At 35.5% G+C, this 20,230-nt stretch carries 20 protein-coding genes and 3 pseudogenes; 7 read left to right on the top strand and 16 right to left on the bottom strand.

All coding sequences use genetic code 11. From position 1 onward, the window contains the following. The 5 genes and pseudogenes from DMC01_RS10000 to DMC01_RS16745 all read left to right on the top strand — a co-directional run. Positions 1-109: pseudogene (locus tag DMC01_RS10000) on the top strand (IS1595 family transposase); the annotation flags it as partial. A 484-nt stretch (positions 110-593) separates the two neighbouring features. Beyond that, positions 594-809 (top strand): hypothetical protein, encoded by a 216-nt coding sequence (locus tag DMC01_RS09995; RefSeq protein WP_142694082.1) that lies wholly within the window; start codon positions 594-596, stop codon positions 807-809. Continuing rightward, positions 803-1,417, top strand: coding sequence for an FkbM family methyltransferase (locus tag DMC01_RS09990; protein WP_185908862.1), 615 nt, complete (start codon positions 803-805; stop codon positions 1,415-1,417). Before DMC01_RS09995 ends, DMC01_RS09990 begins: the two co-directional genes overlap by 7 nt. 186 nt (positions 1,418-1,603) lie before the next feature. Beyond that, positions 1,604-1,719: pseudogene (locus DMC01_RS16750) on the top strand (IS1595 family transposase); the annotation flags it as partial. A gap of 224 nt (positions 1,720-1,943) precedes the next feature. Continuing rightward, positions 1,944-2,114, top strand: a complete 171-nt coding sequence (locus tag DMC01_RS16745) for a hypothetical protein (RefSeq protein WP_427846118.1) — start codon at positions 1,944-1,946, stop codon at positions 2,112-2,114. Positions 2,115-2,393: 279 nt separating this feature from the next. On the opposite strand, the gene DMC01_RS09980 is transcribed toward DMC01_RS16745, so the two are convergent. The 13 genes from DMC01_RS09980 to ccoN all read right to left on the bottom strand — a co-directional run bounded on the left by DMC01_RS09980 (position 2,394) and on the right by ccoN (position 14,288). Further along, on the bottom strand, positions 2,394-3,323 hold the full coding sequence (locus DMC01_RS09980) for a lipid A biosynthesis lauroyl acyltransferase (protein ID WP_142694081.1): 930 nt from the start codon (positions 3,321-3,323) through the stop codon (positions 2,394-2,396). A 54-nt stretch (positions 3,324-3,377) separates the two neighbouring features. After that, positions 3,378-3,776, bottom strand: a complete 399-nt coding sequence (gene rpsI, locus DMC01_RS09975) for a 30S ribosomal protein S9 (RefSeq protein ID WP_142694080.1) — start codon at positions 3,774-3,776, stop codon at positions 3,378-3,380. Between the two features lies 1 nt (position 3,777). Continuing rightward, positions 3,778-4,200: a 50S ribosomal protein L13 gene (rplM, locus tag DMC01_RS09970; RefSeq protein ID WP_142694079.1), complete on the bottom strand. Its 423-nt coding sequence runs from the start codon at positions 4,198-4,200 to the stop codon at positions 3,778-3,780. A 264-nt stretch (positions 4,201-4,464) separates the two neighbouring features. Beyond that, positions 4,465-7,230 (bottom strand): RecB-like helicase, encoded by a 2,766-nt coding sequence (locus DMC01_RS09965; RefSeq protein WP_142694078.1) that lies wholly within the window; start codon positions 7,228-7,230, stop codon positions 4,465-4,467. Next, entirely contained in the window at positions 7,227-9,599 is a 2,373-nt protein-coding gene (locus DMC01_RS09960; RefSeq protein WP_142694077.1) for a PD-(D/E)XK nuclease family protein, read from the bottom strand. Before DMC01_RS09960 ends, DMC01_RS09965 begins: the two co-directional genes overlap by 4 nt. 2 nt (positions 9,600-9,601) lie before the next feature. After that, complete coding sequence (locus tag DMC01_RS09955; protein WP_185908861.1) at positions 9,602-10,144, bottom strand: FixH family protein; 543 nt, start codon at positions 10,142-10,144, stop codon at positions 9,602-9,604. Continuing rightward, positions 10,134-10,724: a hypothetical protein gene (locus DMC01_RS09950; RefSeq protein WP_142694075.1), complete on the bottom strand. Its 591-nt coding sequence runs from the start codon at positions 10,722-10,724 to the stop codon at positions 10,134-10,136. The genes DMC01_RS09955 and DMC01_RS09950 overlap by 11 nt, the downstream gene beginning before the upstream one ends. After that, the gene (locus DMC01_RS09945) at positions 10,721-10,822 is read right to left on the bottom strand and encodes a hypothetical protein (RefSeq protein ID WP_142694074.1); all 102 of its coding nucleotides are present in this window, start codon (positions 10,820-10,822) and stop codon (positions 10,721-10,723) included. The genes DMC01_RS09950 and DMC01_RS09945 overlap by 4 nt, the downstream gene beginning before the upstream one ends. After that, complete coding sequence (locus tag DMC01_RS09940; RefSeq protein ID WP_142694073.1) at positions 10,819-11,040, bottom strand: DUF4006 family protein; 222 nt, start codon at positions 11,038-11,040, stop codon at positions 10,819-10,821. The genes DMC01_RS09945 and DMC01_RS09940 overlap by 4 nt, the downstream gene beginning before the upstream one ends. Continuing rightward, positions 11,040-11,918, bottom strand: a complete 879-nt coding sequence (locus DMC01_RS09935) for a c-type cytochrome (protein WP_142694072.1) — start codon at positions 11,916-11,918, stop codon at positions 11,040-11,042. Before DMC01_RS09935 ends, DMC01_RS09940 begins: the two co-directional genes overlap by 1 nt. Next, positions 11,918-12,136 (bottom strand): cytochrome c oxidase, cbb3-type, CcoQ subunit, encoded by a 219-nt coding sequence (locus DMC01_RS09930; protein ID WP_142694071.1) that lies wholly within the window; start codon positions 12,134-12,136, stop codon positions 11,918-11,920. Before DMC01_RS09930 ends, DMC01_RS09935 begins: the two co-directional genes overlap by 1 nt. A 5-nt stretch (positions 12,137-12,141) precedes the next feature. Beyond that, positions 12,142-12,807 carry a cytochrome-c oxidase, cbb3-type subunit II gene (gene ccoO, locus DMC01_RS09925; RefSeq protein WP_142694070.1) on the bottom strand — a complete coding sequence of 222 codons (666 nt, stop codon included), beginning with the start codon at positions 12,805-12,807 and terminating at the stop codon, positions 12,142-12,144. Between the two features lie 11 nt (positions 12,808-12,818). Next, positions 12,819-14,288 carry a cytochrome-c oxidase, cbb3-type subunit I gene (gene ccoN / locus DMC01_RS09920; RefSeq protein WP_142694069.1) on the bottom strand — a complete coding sequence of 490 codons (1,470 nt, stop codon included), beginning with the start codon at positions 14,286-14,288 and terminating at the stop codon, positions 12,819-12,821. Positions 14,289-15,574: 1,286 nt separating this feature from the next. Between ccoN and DMC01_RS16020 the strand changes: the two genes are divergently transcribed. Beyond that, complete coding sequence (locus DMC01_RS16020; protein ID WP_282432300.1) at positions 15,575-15,709, top strand: hypothetical protein; 135 nt, start codon at positions 15,575-15,577, stop codon at positions 15,707-15,709. A gap of 165 nt (positions 15,710-15,874) precedes the next feature. On the opposite strand, the gene DMC01_RS09915 is transcribed toward DMC01_RS16020, so the two are convergent. After that, positions 15,875-17,110 carry a malic enzyme-like NAD(P)-binding protein gene (locus tag DMC01_RS09915; protein ID WP_142694068.1) on the bottom strand — a complete coding sequence of 412 codons (1,236 nt, stop codon included), beginning with the start codon at positions 17,108-17,110 and terminating at the stop codon, positions 15,875-15,877. A 157-nt stretch (positions 17,111-17,267) separates the two neighbouring features. After that, a complete protein-coding gene (gene gltX / locus DMC01_RS09910) occupies positions 17,268-18,704 on the bottom strand; it encodes a glutamate--tRNA ligase (protein WP_142694067.1) in 1,437 nt (478 codons plus the stop codon). A 64-nt stretch (positions 18,705-18,768) separates the two neighbouring features. On the opposite strand from gltX, the gene DMC01_RS09905 reads away from it, so the two are divergent. After that, on the top strand, positions 18,769-19,575 hold the full coding sequence (locus tag DMC01_RS09905; RefSeq protein ID WP_142694066.1) for a peptidylprolyl isomerase: 807 nt from the start codon (positions 18,769-18,771) through the stop codon (positions 19,573-19,575). 207 nt (positions 19,576-19,782) lie between these two features. Here the strand turns inward: DMC01_RS09905 and DMC01_RS16740 are convergent. Continuing rightward, a pseudogene (locus DMC01_RS16740) lies at positions 19,783-20,230 on the bottom strand (hypothetical protein); the annotation flags it as partial.

Below are 20,230 nucleotides of genomic sequence, written 5' to 3'. Positions count from 1 at the left end.
CTATTTGCACTTAAAGGAAACTGAATTTAGATATAATGTTAAAGTTAAAAATGAAAATTTGTATAAAATTTTGTTAAAATTGATTAGGAAAAATCCTATAAAATTTTAGCTAAAAGTATCAATCGCCAATAATTTTGTCCTAAAATTTTCGTCTTAATTTTGTTTTTGTAAATGAGGGACAAAATTTTCTTTTTTGTGCTCTTAAATTTAGCAAGTCTAAATTTCGCAAAGCCTCTTTTGTTTGCAGTTTCAAGATGCTTAACGAAGTAAAAACACAAGCGTTTTCTTGTAAGCTTAACACCCACGCATTCTGCATACTCTGCGAATTACTTCTTCTTACAGTTGCGAGTGCAAGGAAGCAAAAAGCAAGCTTCATCAACTTCAATCTCACCACTCATCTTACTGATTTTCTAACACTCTTTGGATACAAAAATGCAAATTTACTTTTACACACAATTTTGTTATGAAATTCGTCCAACAAATTCACATTTGTTTTAAAAATCCGTGAATTTTTTGCTATTTTTAAAAGAATTCACAAATTTTCATTAAAATTACAAGATAAATTTTAAAAAAATTCACAAAAAAGGATAAAGATGTTTAAAAAAATCAAATTTGAAGACGGACGCAGGGAAATTTATATAGGCAAAAAGAAAATTTTTGAGTATGTTAGAAGCACCCATTTTGCACATTTTGTAGCCCAAAGTATTAAAAAACTTGATCTAATTGAATTAACAAATGACGCTCAAAGCCAAGTAGCCAAGCTTGCGGGGGGGGGGGGGGGTCGTTTTATGACTTTGCTTTCTTGCTAAAACGTGCCTATGTCGCACCCAAATATCACAAAATCTTTTATGATTTTTACCTACGAAAAGAACGTGGTGAACGGCTTGTTTTTGTCGATGCGGGCTGTCATAATGGCGTTTTTGCCGATCTTGCACTAGCTTGTGGCGGACTTTGCTATGCCTTTGAACCAAACATTTATTTATGTGCTTTTTTGCGAAACCTTTATAAAAACAAAGCAGATTTCATCTTGCACGAAGCAGCGATTTCTACGCAAGATGGCAAGACTATTTTTTACGATGAAAGCGATGAAAACGCCGTGGGACAGGGTGGAAGCGTGGTAAAATGGGACTTTCAAGGGCAAAGTAAGGGCTATGAAGTGCGGCTGATAAACTTTTGCGAATTTATAAAATCCCTTGTGGCAAAGCACGGCAGGATAAATCTTGTTAAAATCGACATTGAAGGTGCGGAGTTTGAAGTTTTAGACGCAATTTTAGAGCAGAATTTACACGAAAATATCGAGTATTTGATGGTCGAAACGCATGAGCGCTTTTTTGCTGACCCTGCTTCGAAACTTAGTGTTTTAAAGGATAAAATCGCCACGAAAAATGCGAAAAATGTGTATTTGGACTGGGTTTAAGTGGGCTTAAAAATTAGGCTCAATTACACTTAAACCAAAAGATTTTTAAGCTAAGTCCTATGAAAAATAAAAATCCGTTCCCAAATTTTGCAAATATAATTTAGAGAAATTTTGCGTTATTTTTTACTTCGCATTTTGCCCCTAACTTTACAAGAATTGATTTAGAGGCGAAAAAACGCTGAAATTTGCAAAATTTCTCGTGTTTGTGTGAATAGAATTTTGCGGAAAATTCGCATTTTAACCCTTAAAGAGTGTGAAAAATCCCTAAAATGAGTGGTGAAATCGAAGTTGATGAGAGTTATTTGTTACAATGCTAGGCTTGTAGCTGTGAGCACAAGGAGCTAAAAGAGTAAGTAGCAAGGCCTGTGCGAGGCAAGCGTGGGCGTGGTGCTGGCAAGAAAACATCTGTGTTTTTACTTCGTTAAGCCTCTTGCAACTTTGCGAGAATAAATGCTAAAACTCTAGGCTAGCGCTTATACGCTCAAACATTGCTTTGCCAAAGAGATACTAGCTATTATAAGGGATTTTGCGGAGTTTAACGAATGCGAGATTTAAAGCGATACCTTCAAAGCCTACGGTGCCTTGGTGGATTTTTTGCTTCATTTTACTTGCAACTTGGCAAGAAGGTGCAAAGGCACATTATAGGGTAATGCAAATGAGTTTGCAAAGGGGTGAAACTACATTAACGAAATTCTGAACTTTTTTGCTTCGTGTAACGCGTCTTGTAACTGCAAGCATAAGGGGATTTGCGAAGTTTAGACTTGCTAAATTTAAAAGCATAACAAAAAAACATTTTATCCTTCACTTAAAAGAAATTGAATTTAGACAAAATTTGAGGATAAAATTATCAAATTTATTAAAATTGCTAAGAGAAAATCCTATTAAAGAATCTTGAGCCTTAATTAAAGCTGATAAGCCAAAATCCTATTAAGCTTTATTGAGCCAAGTTTAATTTAGCAAAAGAAAATTTTCTTACCTAAGCTTGATAAATTTCACTGTAAAATCTCTTAAATCTTTTATGAAAGAAAAAATACTCCTCAGGATAAGCTCTTATCATCTCTTCGCAGCATTTTGCTTGATAAATACTTAACTCCTCTTTACTTGCAAGGGAGGCATCAAGTGGTTTAAATACCTTGACTGAGTATTTTGCACCTTTAAAATCGTTTGTTTTGCTAGCATTTTTATCAAAAGTATCCTTTTTTTGATACACAAAGGCTGGGATTAAAAGAGCCTTTGTTTTTTTGGCAATCACACTTGCACCTATGTTCCAATTTACCTTTTTTCCAAAAAATTCTAAGACCACACTCTCATTATCTCCTGCGTCTTGATCGGATAAAATTCCAAGGCTTCGTCCTCTTTTAATGGCAAAGAGCATTTTTTTAGCCCCACCAAGCTTGTCTATAAGCTCGACATCAAAGTGTTTTGTGCGATTTTTTATCAATAAATCATTCATTATCTTGCTATCAAGCGTGCGAGTAACTATAGAAATACCACCAAAATAGCTAGCATAAATGAAAGGGATTAACTCCCAGCAGCCAAAATGTGCCGTGATAAAGACTATGTTGCGTTTTGTATTAAGTGCATCTTGTAAAAGACTTATTTCATCTATGCTGACAAGTTTTTTAATGTCTTCTTTCGTGGCATTTTGTATCTTTAAAAACTCAAAGCCAAAACTAGCGAAATTTTTGTAAATTTTTTTTGTAATTTGAGTAATTTCTTCTTCATTTTTTTCAGGAAAACAAAAACGCAAATTTGCCTTGATGATTTTTTTATGCTTGTGATTTATCTTATAAGCAAGTGTAGCAATGGCATTTGAAAGGGAGTTTAAGGCTGAGTCTGGCAAAAGCCAAACAAAAAATCTAAGAGTAAAATACAAGAGTAAATATACTAGATCAACTCCTCTCATCAAGGCCACTTTAAAAGAATTTTTTGCAAAAGCCTAAGAATTAGGCTTAATGGTTTAACGTTTAGAAAATTGCGGACTGCGACGCGCTTTGCGTTTGCCGTATTTTTTACGCTCAACTGTGCGGCTATCTCTTGTCAGCAAGCCTTGAGGCTTTAAGAGGGCTCTAAATTCAGTATCCATCAAAGCCAAAGCCTTTGAAATGCCGTGCCTTAAAGCCTCAGCCTGGGCATTATAGCCTCCTCCAAGTGTTGTAGCCTTTATACTCATTGATTTTTCTTGTTTTGTGGCTAGGAGGGGTTGTACTACTTTGAGTTTAATAGCCTCGTGTCCTCCAAGCCAAGTGTTTAGATCCATTCCATTTACTATGATCTCGCCCTTGCCTGTGCTTAGCCAAACCTTTGCCACAGCGGTTTTTCTTTTGCCTGTGGCGTATGTACTTGTTGATTTTGCCATCTTATGCCTTTCTTGATACCTGTGCGGTGTGTGGATGTTCGCTACTTGCGTAAATTTTAAGCTTTTTAAGCATTGTCCTGCCAAGCGTTGTTTTAGGAAGCATTCCACGAACAGCTAATTTATAAAGCTTTACTGGATTTTTAGCGAGTAAATCTCCAAATTTCTCACTCTTTGTGCTACCAAAATAGCCCGAATGTCTATGATAAAGCTTGTTATCAGCCTTGTTTGAGCCTGTGAAATTTACCTTTGAGGCATTTATGATAATCACAAAGTCCCCACAATCCACATTTGGCGTAAAATAAGGCTTGTTTTTGCCCCTTAAAATAGTCGCTACCTCTGTTAGCAATCTTCCAAAGTTCTTGCCCTCAGCATCAAGGACTATCCATTCTCTTTTGATGTCCGCTGCCTTCATAGCCTTAGTCATTTTTTACCCTTGAATTTAATTTAAAAAAGCTAATTATATTAAAATAAACTTCAATTTAGCTGAATTTAAGCTAAGATAAAGCTCAAAATTTGCTCTTTTTTAAAAAGGTGTTGAACTTTGTCATATTTAGCGTAGCTAAATAATTCAAAAAGAGCTTATTCGTTTGCTTTTGTAGGCTTAAAACAACAAGGCTTTAAGCTAAAAGCAAGATTTTTAACAAAAGACAAGTTTAAATTCAAGGCTTGTGCAAAAAACGCTAAAAATTCAAAGTTCCTTAAAATAAAGCCCTGAATTTAAACAGTAAAGCACAAAGGCTCGAGTTTTTAGCCCCAAAATTTGAAAAACAGCCTCCTTGTAAAGCCTAACTTGCATTTCATTTCCTATTTTATCGCTCTCACCCGTTTTGTAATCAATCACTGTGGCCTCATTTTCATCTATACAAAGCAAATCAAGCTGTTTAAGCTCACCCTTAAAGCTTAAATTCCTTTCTCTAAAATGCTTCTTGTTTCTTAAAAGCCCTTGAAATTCGCTGTTTTCAAGCAAGGTTTTTAATCTTGTAAAAAGCTCGTTAAAATCCTTTTCCTCTAAAAAATGCCTGAATTTACTCCTTGTTCTCTCACAAAGTGCCTTAAAATTACTTCCATCAAAATTACAGTGTTGCATAAAAAAGTGAAAGGCTATTCCAAAATAAAGCTCCTTTGAGTGCTCTATTTTTGTGCTTGAAAGTTCTTGTTTTGACACTTTTTCAAAGGGTCCTAGGTTTTCTTTTAATTCCTTTTTTGTCAAATTTAAAGCCATAGATTCTTGGTTTAGCTCTCCTAGTTCTTGATCTTTTAAATTTAAAAGCTCCTTAAAATAGCTTGGATAGCTTTTATTTATACAGTTTTCATTTCTTTTTATGATAATTAGGCTCTCCCTTGCCCTTGTCATAGCCACATAAAGCTTGTTTATATCATCATCAAGCTGGGCTTTTTGCATTTTTTGTATAAAATTTGCGTAAAATTGGGGGCTTGTTTTATCAAAGATCTTGCTTTTAAGTTGCAAATTCCAGCCCTCATTTACACTAAAATCAAGCATTATGCTTTCCTTGCTTAAATTATTCTTTGTAAGCCTATCAAGCAAGATTACATGATCAAACTCAAGCCCCTTTGATTTATGCACTGTCATTATACTAAGACCCTTGCTTTCCTCGCTTACAATCTTTAAATCACAAGGCTCAAACAAGAGCTGCATTAAATTTTCCTTGCTTCTTGCATACTCTAAAAACTGCAAAAGCCCAAGATCGCTTAGATCAAGTCTTAAATTCTTAGCCAAATAAAGCACATTTTGAGCAGCACCCCTACTTATATCAAGCTTTAAGCACAAAGGCTCAAAGCCCAAAAGCTCCTTCAAAAATACCTTGTAAAACTCATCCTTAAAGATGCAAAATTTAGCATATTCAAGCACTAGCCTCACAGTTGCTTTGTTTTCAAGCATAATATTACTTTGAGTAAAGGCTGGGATTTTTTCTTTTTTTAAAAAGTTTAAAATAAGATCAGCATTATCATTGGTCCAGCACAAAATGCAAATTTTTTCCCAAGGAATTTGTCTTTTATGAAGCTCATTAAGCTGAATTTTAAGCATATCAAGGCTAGCAAGGGCTATAAGCTCTTTTTTAGCCTCCTTTTCTTCACTTTGCACCACTCTAACAAAGCCTCCCTTTTTAGCACTATCAAGGGGAAGTTTTTGAGGTAGATAGTTTGTGAATTTATCCTTAAAGCTTTCATTTATGAATTTCACTAAATTTTCAAAGCTTCTGTAATTTGTATCAAGGCTTTGAAGTTTTATCTGGCTAAATTCAAAGCGTAAAAAGTCAAAAAGTTCTTTTTTGCTTTGCCTAAAGCCATAAATGCTTTGCTTTTTATCCCCCACATAAAAAAAGCTACGAAATGCTCTTGTACCCTCACCTGAGATAAGCTCAGCTATAAGAGGCTTTAAAATTTGATACTGAATCACGCTGGTGTCTTGAAATTCATCGATTAAAAGATGAGCTATCTTGCCATCAAGTCGAAAATAAATCATATCCCTTAAATCACTTTGAATAAGCTCTAAAACCCTTCTTGTGATGTCAGCAAAGCTTAAAAGATTTTTATTTTTTTGAGCTGTGTTTTTTGCCTCGCTAAAATGGCTTAATAGCCTCATCAAACGAGACAGTTTAAAGGCTTCAAGCTCAGTCCCATACTCATTTAAGACAGTTTCAAAGGCATTAAAAGCTTGTGAAAATTCCTTATTATGTAAGAGCCTTTGTAGGTATTGAGGGGTGTTTTGTGCTTTTAATTTCCCTAAAAAGCCATCCAAAAACTCATCTAAATTCAAGCTTTCATTTTTAAATAATTTTTGCAAGTTATTATTTTGCTTGCCTACTAAAAGCTCGCCATTTTTCACTATGAATTCTCGCAAATTCAAATAAGCCTTGTTTATTTTTTCTTTGCTTGGATTTTGCCTTTTTTCAAATTCCTTAAAATAAGCATTGTGATATAAGCTTTCAAGCTCTTTGAAAAAATTCTCCTTCTCATCAAGTTCTACTATATAATAAGCTAGATCTTTTAATTCCTCACGCGAGAGCAACTTTAAAAAAACAGCTCTTAGATCTTTGATCTCCTCACTTAGCTTAAAATCACTCATAAGCCCTAAATTCAAGGCAAAGGCACGAAGGATTTGTCCAAAAAAAGAATCAAAGGTGCTAATTTTAAGCTCGGTTCTTAAAAAAGTGGTTTTCCTAGCATCCCTTAAATTTAGAATTTCATCCTTGTTTTTGTCTAAGAGTTTGCAAAGCTCGTTTAGCTCATTTGCTTTGTCTTGTAAATTTAAAAAGGTGTCGATGATGCGACCTTGCATCTCATTTGCTGCCTTTTTTGTGAAGGTAATGGCACGAATTTCATTTAAATTCACTTCTGGCATCAAGGCAAGGGCTACAAAGCGAACGCTTAAGGCAAAGGTCTTGCCACTTCCTGCACTAGCTTCAAGTGCCAAAAAAGGCTCAAAGCTCATTTTAGATCCTTTTCATAAATGAGCTTGTAGGGACAGTGTAAATTCTCCTTTTCGTTTTCAAATTCTATTTCGTCTTCACTTTCTATTAAAAGCTCTTTTAAGCACTCTTTTAAATGCTCTAAATCATAGTTTTTATTTATATTAACAAGCTCATTTGTCTTTAAATTCAAAAACACAGCCCTTGCTTTTTCATCAAACAGGGCTTGATAAAAGGCAAGTTGAAAGGATCTTTCATCTAGTTTTCCTGTTTTGTAATCAAAGATCATATACGCGTCATCTACGGCATCGATACGGTCGATTTTGCCTTGAATTTTAATGCCTTTACCATCTATAATAAGCTCTTTTTCAAGCTCTTTTTCAGTGTAAAGAACCCTATGTCCTTTGTCAAAATGCTCCTTTTGAGCCTTAACAAAGCCTTTTAAACGCAAAAGCCAAATTTCAGCCTCCAAGGCACTTAATTTTTTACTCTTTTTATCAAAAAAATCAAAAAATTCTTTCTCATTAAAGCCTTCTTTATGTGTATCAAAAAACTCGCTTAAAAACTCGTGCAAACTAAGCCCTGTGTTTTTTTCCTTGCTTTCCTCAAAGCTTAAAGCCCTTGGCTCGTTTAGCTTTAAGATATATTTGTAAAAATAGCTTCTTTTGTGCTTTAAAAATAAATTCAAGCGGCTAAAAGAAAGAGGTCTTTCAAAAAGATTGTATTTGAATTTCGGTGCATTTAGGGGGCTTAGATTTATATGCACTTGCTTTGTAAATTTCAAGGCTTTTGCATAGGCTTCTTCTTTGTAAGGCTCATCAACAAGGCTAAAATCAAGCTCATTAAGCAAACGAGATCTAAGTTTTTCTTCATTTTCCACAAAGCAAAGGGCTACCTTTTTGGCACTGTTTATCAAGCTTTGATAATAAAATCTTTGCAAGCTTTCCCTTTTTTCATAGCTAATAAGCCCGGCCTTCTTGCGAAGATCGTTGTTTAAAAAAAGCTCATTTACGCTTCTTGTTGGAATGAGATCATCGTTAAAATCAACTATAATAACCCCATCAAAACTAAGCCCTCTGCTTTCTAAAAGCCCCATTGCATAAACCTTGCCCCCACCAACGCTACTAAGCTTTAAGGGTGCAAGTTGAATGAAAAAAAGCTCTAAAAGCTCTCTTAGTTTAAGGCTTTGAAATTTAAGCAAATTTGAAACAAAAAGCATTTGCTCTTCTATCAAGGCTTTTAGCTCATTTGCAAAAGAGGATTTTTCAAGGCTTAAAAAAAGATTGATTAAATCTTTAAAATAAGCTAGATCGCAAGGCGCGTCAAATTTAGCCTTAAAGTCCTTAAAATCAAGCTCATAAAAATGAAGCATACTGTTTTCATAGTCAAAGATCTGATCATTTTTGTCAAAATAATCCTTGTCCTCATTTAGCACAAAATCTTCTAAATTCGCACTCTCATAAAGGGCATTTAGCCTTTGGTAAAACTCACTTTGCCTTATGCTTATGCCACTTGCGTAGTTTAAGGAATTGTTTTTATCAAGTAGTCTTAAAAATTCACAAAAATCCTCATCTGGTGTAATCACGGCGATTTTTTCAGGCTCTAAGCCCTCCCTTATAAACTGTGAGATCTTATCAAATACAAAGGCAGCTTGTAGGATACGAAGTTTGAAGGATTTAATGAAGATCTGTGAATTTTGCCTTTTAAGCTCGGTGCTTTTTAAGATCTTATTTTGACTTAAATTAAACTCATAATAAAAATTTTCCTTCAAAGAAAGATCTTTTAAAAAGGGCAAGGAAAGCAAGGCTTCAAGATTAAATTTGCTTGTTTTAAACCTTAAAACACAGTTTTTTTTGCTAGAAATTTGAGTTAAAAGTCTTGTTTCAAAAGCACTTAAAAAGCCTTCTAAATCATAGATTATCTCATCAAAATTATTTAAAAAATCCAAATTTAAACTGTAATTTTGAGGCAAGGAAAGCTCATCATATAAGCTAGCCTCTTTTAAGAGTGCTAAATAATTTGTCAAAACCTCGTTTAAAATGTCTAAATGTTCGTTGTAGGTGGCGTAGTAGTCGTTGTTTTTAAGCACATTAAGATCTTTATGTTCTATGGCTAACTCTTTAAAGAAGGAGAAAAGATAGTCCTTGTTTTTCAAAAAGGCAAAAAATTCACTTGAAATTCCAAGTTTTTGTTCTAAATTTTTACTTTTCACACAGGCTTTTTGCATTAAAAGCAAGCTCTCATAGCTACTTGCTTTAAAGCCCTCGCACAAACACACAGAGTCTAAAAAATCACCAACACTTAAAGCCTTATCAAGCAAGGCGTCCTTTTTGAGTGCTTCCTCATAAAAAGCCCTTGTTTTTCTTGCTGTGGCAAAGACAAAAAGACGCATTTTTACTCGCCTACAAGAAATTCAAACTCGTAAAATCCTACTGTGTTTTCATCCCTTTCAAGCCTTAGTTTAAGCTGCCAACGACCCCTTTCTAACTCTGGCAAAACTAGGCTTAAAATGCTAGTATTTAAGTCTTGTGCTTCTAAGTTAGTGTTTTCAAGCCACTGATCTTGAGTGCTTGTGTGAGGCCTTGTTAGTAGTACTGTAATCTTTAAATCCCTAGCCTCTAACTGAGTCTTTTGAAGAAGCTTAAATTCAAGCCTTTGAGCCTGGCTAATCTCATAAAATTGACGTTTTTTTCTGCCAAATTTAACGGGTAAGTCTAGGCTTAATTCATAGGCTTTTTGGAAATTTTCATTTTGTATTTGAAGTTCGTTGAAATTTGAATTTACCTCTCTATATTTTTGCAAAAAGGCATCATCCTCATACACAGGATAATCAAGAGAAAATATGATAGTCGCAATGCAAGCACCAACTATGGCAAGTATGGATAAGAGTATGCCGTAGGGCCAAAAGGTCTTTTTTGAGCTTTTCTTAGCTTGCATACCGTCTCTTTTTGATCTTTCTTTGGGCATAATACAAAGCAGCTATGCACAAAAAGCCATAAATTCCTATGCGAAGGACATTTAGGGTGTCTCTGTTGGCATTGCCTATGGAGCTTTCAAGCTTAAGTTTAAAATAAGCTGCTATTTGATCGGCTATATCGCCATAGCCGTTTAAAATGGCTGCGTTGTAAATATCCTTTGCCTTATTTGAAGCAAGCACAGGCAGTATAGAACCCTCACCAGAATAAGGGCTTAAAACCTTGTTTCTATCGAAAAAAAAGATGGCTTCCTTGCTTGTAAGTATATCTACTATGTGGGATTTTTGCGATAAAACAAGTAGGACAAAGGGAGCTTGCAAAGTATCTTGCATAGCTTGAAGCTCTTCTATCTCAATGTTTCTTGCCACTGCAACTGCTGCAAAAACTCCGCTTTTTGCGTAAAGCTCAGCCCCTATGGTGTTAATCTGGCTTACCACCTTCTCGTTTAAAACATCCTCATTAAGAAGTACGAAGTTTTCGCCTTGAGCTAAATTCAAATAAAAGAAGACGGCTAAAATGCCGCCTTTAAGATATTTAATCATCCTATGGCAAGATGATTTGGGGTTAAAACAGACCAAGCTGTAATCACGGCTGAAAGGACTAGACCGATGATGATTAGGTATTCTATAATCTTGCTCATTTAAGCTCCTTTATGATGATGTGTTGCTCTCTTTTTGAGCCAAATTCTTTTATGTTTTCAGCTTGTTCTATAGCATAGGGCTTTTGCATAACATCTCGCTGGGCCTTAATACCCCAAATGGTAAGAAGAATTAAGATGACAATTAAAAGCACTGTAGCTATAAGCATACCTGTTAAGCCTCCTAGACTAAATACTGATCTGTTGGTATTTTCTTCCATCACTGCCCCCTTGAAAGAGATATTATGTATTCGCCAACAGCTTGTTTTTGTATGTCGTTTAATATGCTGCTGTCAAATTTAGGCATAGAGCCTATGAAGCCGTTTTTACCGCGATTTAACACATCCACAGCAAAGGCAGCTGAGCCGTATATGGTTAGATTAGGAGCCATCACATCTCCTTCAATGACCCCTGTTCCATCCTCTCCGTGACAAGAGGTGCAATTAGCAAAAAGCTCTCTACCCCTTTCAACTAGGTGTTCATTTTGAGTCTTTTTAATGGCCGAGATCTCCTTAGCCACATAAGCAGCAATGGCTGGTATGTCTTCTTTGGCTATGCCTAGATCCTCAGCTCCTAACATCTCAGGCATAATATAGTCCATACCCTTTGAACCCTTTTCAATGGTCTCAGCTATAGCAGCCTCAGAGCCCCAAATATTCAAATTTTGAGCCTTGCCGTTAATCCCATCTCCTGTAATGCCATGACATGCTGAGCATTGTACTAAGAAAAGATTTGTTCCCATTGCTATTTTTTCATCTTGAGAGAGGTTTTTGAATTTTTCCTCAAATTTGGCGTTGTGTAACTGCACTTCTTTGTTATACTCGCCAATTTGCGAATATGAATTTAAAGGATAGCCCCACAAAAAATACCAAATCATCCAAATAATAGCAAGTAAATAAACAAGCTTCCAGCCAAAGGGCACAGGGCTTTTAAGCTCACCTATACCATCAAAGCTATGTGCGTCAAGTTCTACCGCACCCTTTTTTTCTTTCATTTGTGCAAACATCCTACCCACAACAAAAACAGTTACGAGTATGATGATACAAGCACCGATTAAAGACAGCACATTAACACTGTCTTGTAAATTTAGCCATTCCATCAAGAACTCCTTTTTTCTAAAACCTTATCATCGATCTCATCATCAAGGGCTAACCTAGAATACTTTTCATAATCTCTCACACCCTTTTTTTCACTTCTGTAAAGATGAAACCAATAAGCATACAAAACCACCACCAAAAAGACAATCAAAACAAAAAAGCCATAACCTTGAAAGGCTTCCCATTGCTCCTTTTTGATAGAACTTAAAAACTCAAACATAGCCACTACTTCAAGCTATTTAAATAGGCTATTAAGGCTACGATTTCTTTAATCTCGCCTCTTTCAAAGGCTGCTTTGATCTCAGGATCCTTCATAGCATTTACTATCTCCTCAGCCTCAGCCTTTACATTAGCCTGAGCTTCTTCCCAAGAACCAAGAACTGTTTGATTTTCTACATCATAGGGAACATTAAATACTTTTTTAACCGTTAAGGCCTCAGCATAAGCAGTTTCTATGTCAGCTTTTTTCTTAAACATATGTTTATATGCTGGCATTATAGAGCTTGGCACTACTGATTTTGGATCAAACATATGATTTTCATGCCAATCTGTGGTGCGGTAATTTCCTACCCTTGCCAGATCAGGACCTGTCCTCTTTGAACCCCACAAAAAGGGTCTATCGTAAGCAAATTCACCACTCTTTGAGTAAGCTCCATATCTATCCGTCTCAGCCTTAAAGGGACGAATGAGCTGAGAGTGGCAAGCATTACAGCTTTCGTTTATATATACCTGTCTGCCTGCAAGCTGCAAGACTGTGTAGGGTTTTTTGCCCTCAATAGGTCTTGCATTATTTGCAAAGCTTGGTAGTACCTCAATGACACCAGCATAGGCAATTACGATAAAAACAGCTACGGCAAAAAAGAATGGATTTTTTTCTAACCACGCAAACATTGTTTCCTCCTTTATGCTGCCATAGGTGAGGCACTTGTTGGTTCTTTTTCAAGCGCTCTTCCAGAAGCAATTGATTTGTAAATATTATATGCAAACATAAAAAATCCTATCAAATACAACAAGCCACCAATAGCTCTGATCCAGTAGTAAGGAACAATGGCATCAACAGAGTCTATAAAGTTATAAAGCAAGTTGCCATACTCATCAGGAGCACGCCACATCATACCCTGAGTGATACCTGCTATCCACATAGATGCAAAGTAAAATACAACGCCTGTGGTTTGAACCCAAAACTGAGTTTCCATCAAACTCTTGCTGTAAAGCTCTCTTTTAAATACCCTTGGTGTCATATGATAAAGTGCAGCCATAGTCATAAAGCCAACCCAGCCAAGCGTTCCATCATGCACATGCCCTGGAATCCAGTCTGTAAAGTGAGCTAGGGCATTTACTGACTTGATAGAAAGTATAGGACCTTCTAGGGTTGAGAACATATAAAAAGTAGAAGCCAAAATCATAAATTTAATCAAAGGACTTTCTCTTAGCTGCTCCCACTCTCCTTTCATAGTAAGTAAGATGTTAATGGCTGAGCCCCAGCTAGGAAGTATGAGAACTATGGAAAACATAGAACCCATAGTTTGCATCCAATCAGGAACGGTTGAGTAGATAAGATGGTGTCCGCCAGCCCACAAATACACAAACATCAATCCCCAAAAGGCAAACAAAGAAAGCTTGTAGCTAAAAATGGGCTGTCCGCTTTCCTTTGGTAAGAAATAATAAATTTGAGCAATGATTCCAACAGTAAAAACAAAGGCAACAGCATTGTGTCCATACCACCACTGAACCAAGGCGTCATTTGTGCCAGCATACATAGAAACTGAGTGCCACCAATTACCAAAGCCACCGCTAGCAAAATAAGTAGGAACTGCCATATTGTTGAAAAGATAGAGCATCGCTATACCCAAGAAGGTAGCTATGTAATACCAAAGCGATATATAAAGGGTTTTTTCACGGCGAATGCCTATTAACCCAAAGATACTCACGCCCCAAAGTACCCAAACAATCACCACAAGTATGTCAAGAGGCCATTCAAGCTCTGCATATTCCTTTGAGGTAGAAATACCCATAAAAAGCGTTATGACGGCTATAATCATCAAGATCATATAAAGCCAGAAATGAAGCTTGCCAACCGCCATCAAAAAACAGGACTCAGCCATGCTCACCTTTAATACCCTCTGACCTATGTAATACCAAGTAGCCCAAATGCCTGAAAGCATAAAGCCAAAAATCACGCCAGAGGTGTGAAGTGGTCTAAGTCTTGAAAAGGTCCCATACTCACCTGCAAGATAGTTAAGATCTGGGTATGCCATCTGAAAGGCTATGATAACTCCTATAGCCATACCAATGATGCCAAACAATATAGTAGCAAACATAAAGTATTTCGCCACCGTATAGTCATAGCTTATCGCATTACTTGGATTCATCGACTCTCCTTACTTTGAAGTAAAATAAAATTACATTATAGAAAATTTTTCCTATATTTTTGCTTAAATATTTTTTAAATACATATTTATTTAATTTAAAGCATTTTGCAAAAAATTTAATTCATCTTTGTGCACTAAATAAGCCAAGCTAAATGTTTTTAATGGAGATTAAAAGGTGCTTAAAGGCTAAATTTAAGGGGTCTTAAAAGAGTAATTATAAAAATATTTAGATTAAAAAACTAAAAATTCAAAGGTTTAAACAGTACGCTAGGGTGGCTATAAATAAGTGCTAAATTTAAAGCTTGATTAAGTTGTGAATTTATAAACACTTGTGTTTTAAGGGGATAAGTTAAACTTAGAAAGAGAATAAAGAGGTCTGATAATAAGCAAAGAAAATTTAAGTTCTTTTAAAGGATCTTTTTTAAATATAAGATAAATAAAATCTTAATTTTTCTTCTTTAAAAATTCATGTCAAGTTGTATTTTTCTTGCTAAATTTTGAAAAAATATTTAATTTGTCTTATTTTGTTTGATTAATATTTAATTTTTGTGAATTTAAAGGCTGAATTTAAGGGTTTTTCATTAGGTATTTATTAAAATATTTTCTTGTATTTTTTAGACAAAATAGTCTTAAATTTAGTTTTCGTATAAGTCTTGCTAAAAATGAAAAATAGCTATATTGCTTTTGGATTATGATAGTTTAATTAGGATATTTTTATAATTTTTGCTAAGATTTATATAGAAGCTCTTTGCTTTAACATTAAAACTTTATAAATTTAGTATAAAATTTTTAGCCTTACTTAAATTTAGACAAGGTAAGCTAAGCACCTTGTCAAGTACACAAAAAATTAGGCTATATTTTAAAAAACTATTGATTTTAAATAAAATACCTATTTGTCATATTGAATCGAAGTCAAGTATCTCATAGCTGAAGAGATTTTTTGCTTGGGCTACACCTAAAAGCCCTGCTGGATCTCTAGGTTGAGAACGACAAAATTCTTGTCATTATAAGCGTGTGCTAAGAATGAACGAATTTATGGAGAAATACCTTGAATTTAATGGATTCTTCGCCCATAGGCTAAAAATGACAAATCAACACTTTTTAAAAAAGAGCCAAAATTATTTTAAAAGTAGAAAGGACTTTGCTAGGCATAGTCTAACAAAGACTCTGTTAGCAAAAATGAAGCCTAATGTAAAAAGTTTATAAATTCAAGCAAGGCTTGAATTTATAAATTAAAGTTAATAAGGCAAGGCTCAAGTTAGAGTATCTTGAGCCTAAGGCAAATTATGCGAACTGGTTTTCGCACTCACATCTTGCAAGTTGCGATACAATGTGTCTTTGTCAAGTGCAACACACTAGAACTTTGGCAAGTGCGAAGAAAAAGACTTTTATGCTTAAAAGTCAAGGTGCTAACAGTTTAGTGTATTAAGCTTTTGCTTTACTGTGCTAGCAACTGTTAAGTAAAACACAAATTTCATCTAAAAAGATCCTTAATAATTTGCCCTTGGTAAGCAACTAACAAAAGGCAAATTCTCTTAAAAGTTTCATTAAGAATTTGCCTCTTATAGACAAAGTTTTAGACCAGCCTAGCTTAAACTCTCAAAGTATCTTTTCTCATCAAATTTTTTTACCTTTGCAACTTTATCTTTTACTGCTGCTGCTGCTATTGCTGTGCTTACAGCTGCTTTTGCACGAGAATCAAAGGCCTTTGGTATGATATAATCAGCTCCAAATTCAATGCTCTCACCCTCATAAGCTCTTTTAACCTCCTCGCTTATAGGCTCTTTTGCAAGATCGGCTAAGGCTCTTGCGGCTGCTATTTTCATATTATCTGTGATCTTATTTGCTCTAATGTCTAAGGCTCCTCTAAAAACAAAGGGAAAGCCTAGGACATTGTTGATCTGATTTGGGTAATCGCTTCTTCCTGTGCCTATTATGGCGTCTTTTCTAAGAGCCTTTGCCTCTTCTGGCATGATCTCAGGTATAGGATTAGCAAGGGCAAAGATCACAGGATGAGCTGACATTGATTTAATCATATCGGACGTTAAAATTTTAGGCTTTGAAAGCCCTAAAAACACATCAGCTCCACGCATAGCATCTGCTAGGCTTTTATCCTTTGTTTGAAGGGCAAATTCTTCTTTGTATTTGTTTAAATCCGTCCTATCCTTGCTAACAACGCCCTTGCTATCTACAAGCACTATGTGCTCAACTCCTAATTTTTTATACATCCTAGCACAAGCTATGCCAGCAGCACCTGCTCCGCTAACAACTACCTTTATATCTTTGAATTTCTTGCCACTAAGCTGCATAGCATTGATAAGCCCTGCACTTGAGATGATGGCTGTTCCGTGCTGATCATCATGCATCACAGGTATGCCTATGTCTTGAAGCCTTGCTTCTATCTCAAAGCACTTTGGTGCTGCAATGTCTTCTAAATTTATCCCACCCACAGTTGGAGCAAGAGCCTTGCAAAAGGCTACTATCTCATCAACAGTATGCAGATCAATTTCTATGTCGTAGGCATTTATGTTTGCAAATTTTTTAAACAAGCATACCTTGCCCTCCATCACAGGCTTTGCAGCAGCAGCACCTATGTTTCCAAGTCCCAAAACAGCACTACCATCAGTTACTATGGCTACTAGATTAGCCTTGTTTGTGTATGTATAGGCAAATTCCTCATCCTCAGCTATGACTATGCAAGGCTCAGCTACTCCAGGGCTGTAAGCTAGAGATAAATCATGCGCACTTTGCATAGACTTGCTTGGTGTGATGATGAATTTGCCACCCTCGTGGTATTTTAAGGCTTCCTCTCTTAAACTCATTGTTTTTTGTCCTTTTTTGTTGAATTTAATTAAAATTATGAAAAGGCAGATCTTGTCATTTTAACTCACAAAGTCTTTGTGTGAATTTTAAAGCTTAAATTCACAAAGCTTAGCTGCAAAAGTTTTTTGTTAAGATTAAAACGACAAGGCTAGATCTTTAAATAGCCCTTTCATAGGTATTTAGTAATTTTTCTATCCTTTCTTTTGCCTCCTTAATTCCTATAAATTCAAGCACCTCATAAATGCCAGGACTTACCCCAACTCCTGTAAGTGCTACCCTCAAAGCCTGAGCTATATGCTTTAATTCTAAATTTTTTTTGGCTAAAAACTCGCTTATAAGATCTTCAAAGTACTTTGCTGAATTTAGCGAATTTTGCCTATTTGAGGCTAAATTTAAGGAGTTTTTTTCGTTTAAAAGCTCTAAAAATTCACGCAAATAGCCCAAATTTTCTTTGTTTATGAATTTAGAAACTGCTTTTTCATCGTAATTTTGAGGGCTTTGAATGAGTTTTTTTGCCCCATTTATTAGATCAAGCAAGGTCTTGCTTCTTTCTCTTAACAGATCACACAAAAATTCAGCCCTTTGTCCCACAGTATCAAAGTCAAAGCCTAGTTCTTTACACTGTTTTTTAAGCTCCTTAAAGGGCAAGGATTTTATATAGTGTTGATTAAGCCATTCAAGCTTTTTAAAGCTATATGCACTTGCACTCTTGCTTATGTGAGTAGGATCAAAAAGATCTTTTAATTCATTTAAAGAAAAAATCTCATCATCTCCGTGCGACCAGCCAAGGCGGACAAGAAAATTTAGCAAAGCTTGCGGCGTAAAGCCCATATTTTTATACTCCATTACATCAGTAGCACCGTGTCTTTTTGAGAGTTTTTTACCATCTTCTCCGTGTATCATAGCTAGGTGATAAAAGGTTGGCACTTTAAAGCCTAAGGCCTCGTAAAGTACTATTTGCTTAGGTGTATTTGAAAGATGATCATCCCCGCGAATGACAGCACTAACGCCCATTAAGGCATCATCTACTACAACGCAAAAATTATAAGTAGGGCTGCCATCGCTTCTTGCGATGATGAAATCATCCATTATATCCTTTGCTTCAAATTTAACCTCGCCCTTAACCCCATCAATAAAGGAAATCTCGCCCTGTTGAGGTGCTTTGATGCGAATTACAGGGGCTATGTCAGAGGGCGGTGTGCCTGTGAAATCTCTATAACGACCGTCATAGCGAGGTCTTTGCTTGGCTGCTTCTTGTTTCTTTCTAAGAGAATCTAGCTCCTCCTTGCTCATGTAACAACGGTAAGCTAGCTTTTTTTCAAGTAAAAGATCTATGTGTTTTTTGTAAAGCTCAAAGCGGCGGGATTGATACACTACTTGTTGATCAAAATCAAGCCCACACCATTTAAAGGCTTTTAAGATAGCCTTTGTAGCATCTTCGCTGTTTCTTTTTAAATCTGTATCCTCTATGCGTAGCAAAAACTGCCCCCCATTTTTTCTAGCATAAAGATAATTATAAAGTGCGGTGCGAAGTCCTCCTATATGCAAATAACCCGTAGGAGATGGAGCAAAACGAGTGGTGAATTTTTGCATATCTTGCCTTTTTTTAAAATTTAGGTGTTATAATACTACTTTCTTAGTTTAAAAAAGGTAAACAATGAAACAAATTTGTATTTTTTTATGTCTATGTTTTTTAGCAAGTAAGGCAGCAAGTATCAATGCCATAGCCCTTATAGTCGATAATGAGCCAATTACAGTGTATGAGATAAATGAAGCTGAAAAAAAGCTTAAAACAACTAGGGAAAATGCCATAAATTTTCTAATCAACGATCGCATAGAAAGGGCACAGATCAAAAAAATGGGCACAACTCTTAGTGAATTTGAGCTAGAAACTGAGATCAAAAAGATCTTTGATGAGGATGAATTAAAGGCTGAATTAAGGGCTAAAAAGCAAAGCTATGAGGACTTTAAGGAAGATTTTAAAAGCCAACTTGAAAAAAGAAGGCTTTATGAGCTAGTAGCTAGTGGGGCTAAGATTGATTATAGCGAGGAAGCAGCTAGAAGCTTTTATGAGAGAAATTTAGATGAGTTCTTGCTTTTTACTAGCATAACTGTTAGTGTTTATAACTCCTCAAAGCTTTCAAGCCTAGAAAATTTAAGAAGCACAAATAAAAAAGATCCTAGCATCAAAGAAAAAACCGCTAAGTTAAGCTTAGACAATAGCGATCCTCGTTTGCTTGTCTTTTTATCAAGACTAGCTAAGAATGAATACTCTCCTATCCTAGAAGATGAAAAGGGCTTTGTGATGTATAGACTAAGGGATAAAAGCTTGCCTCAGCCTCTTGCTTATGAGGATGTAAGAGAGGAGGTAGGCTCTGTTTATATAAACCAGCAAAGGCAAGATCATATAAAAGACTTCTTTGATAAGGCTTACTCAAAGGCAAATATCACAAGGCTAAGATAAAAGCTTGTTTTGCTTGAATTTTTTACTTAGGCTTTACAAATTTTTAAATTCAATTATATTGCCTTAATTTATGAGTCTTGGTTACAAGTATGAATTTTTTGTAGAAATTCAAGGGCTTGAAAAAACAAAGGCATTAACTTTATTTTCAAAGAAGAGCCTTACAAAATATTAAGTTTAGCCTTAAAAATTGGCTCAATTAAACTTGGCTCAAGACAACTTAAGCGGATTTTGGCTTATCAACTTTAATAAATTTTGATAAATATTTTGTCTCAAAATTTTCGTCTTAATTCTGTTTCCTTTAAATGAAGGACAAAATTTTCCTTTTTAATTCCTTTAAATTTGCTTAATCTATGCTTGGCAAAGCCCCAGAAATTCTCAATTGCATTTATGTGATTTGTGCCCTTTGCAAACTCATTTTCCCTGTGTCTTACTCTATAACTTTGCTCCTTCTTGCAAAGTTACGAGTGCGTAGCACGAAGTAAAAAATCAACTAAACCATCATAAATAGCCAAGCAATCACTATAAAATTCTGTCTTGCTCATATCACTCAAATCCCATAGGTAATAGCTCGCTAGCAGAGCAAGCTTTTACAATCTGAGTATAAACTTGCCCATTTCGTTTTAGCATATCTTCTCGCAGAGTTACGAGTGTGTAA

Source organism: Campylobacter troglodytis (genome assembly GCF_006864425.1).
GTDB classification, from domain to species: Bacteria; Campylobacterota; Campylobacteria; order Campylobacterales; family Campylobacteraceae; genus Campylobacter_D; species Campylobacter_D troglodytis.
The sequence above is the reverse complement of the archived record's forward strand: the minus strand, read 5'-3'. Positions and strand labels throughout refer to the sequence as shown.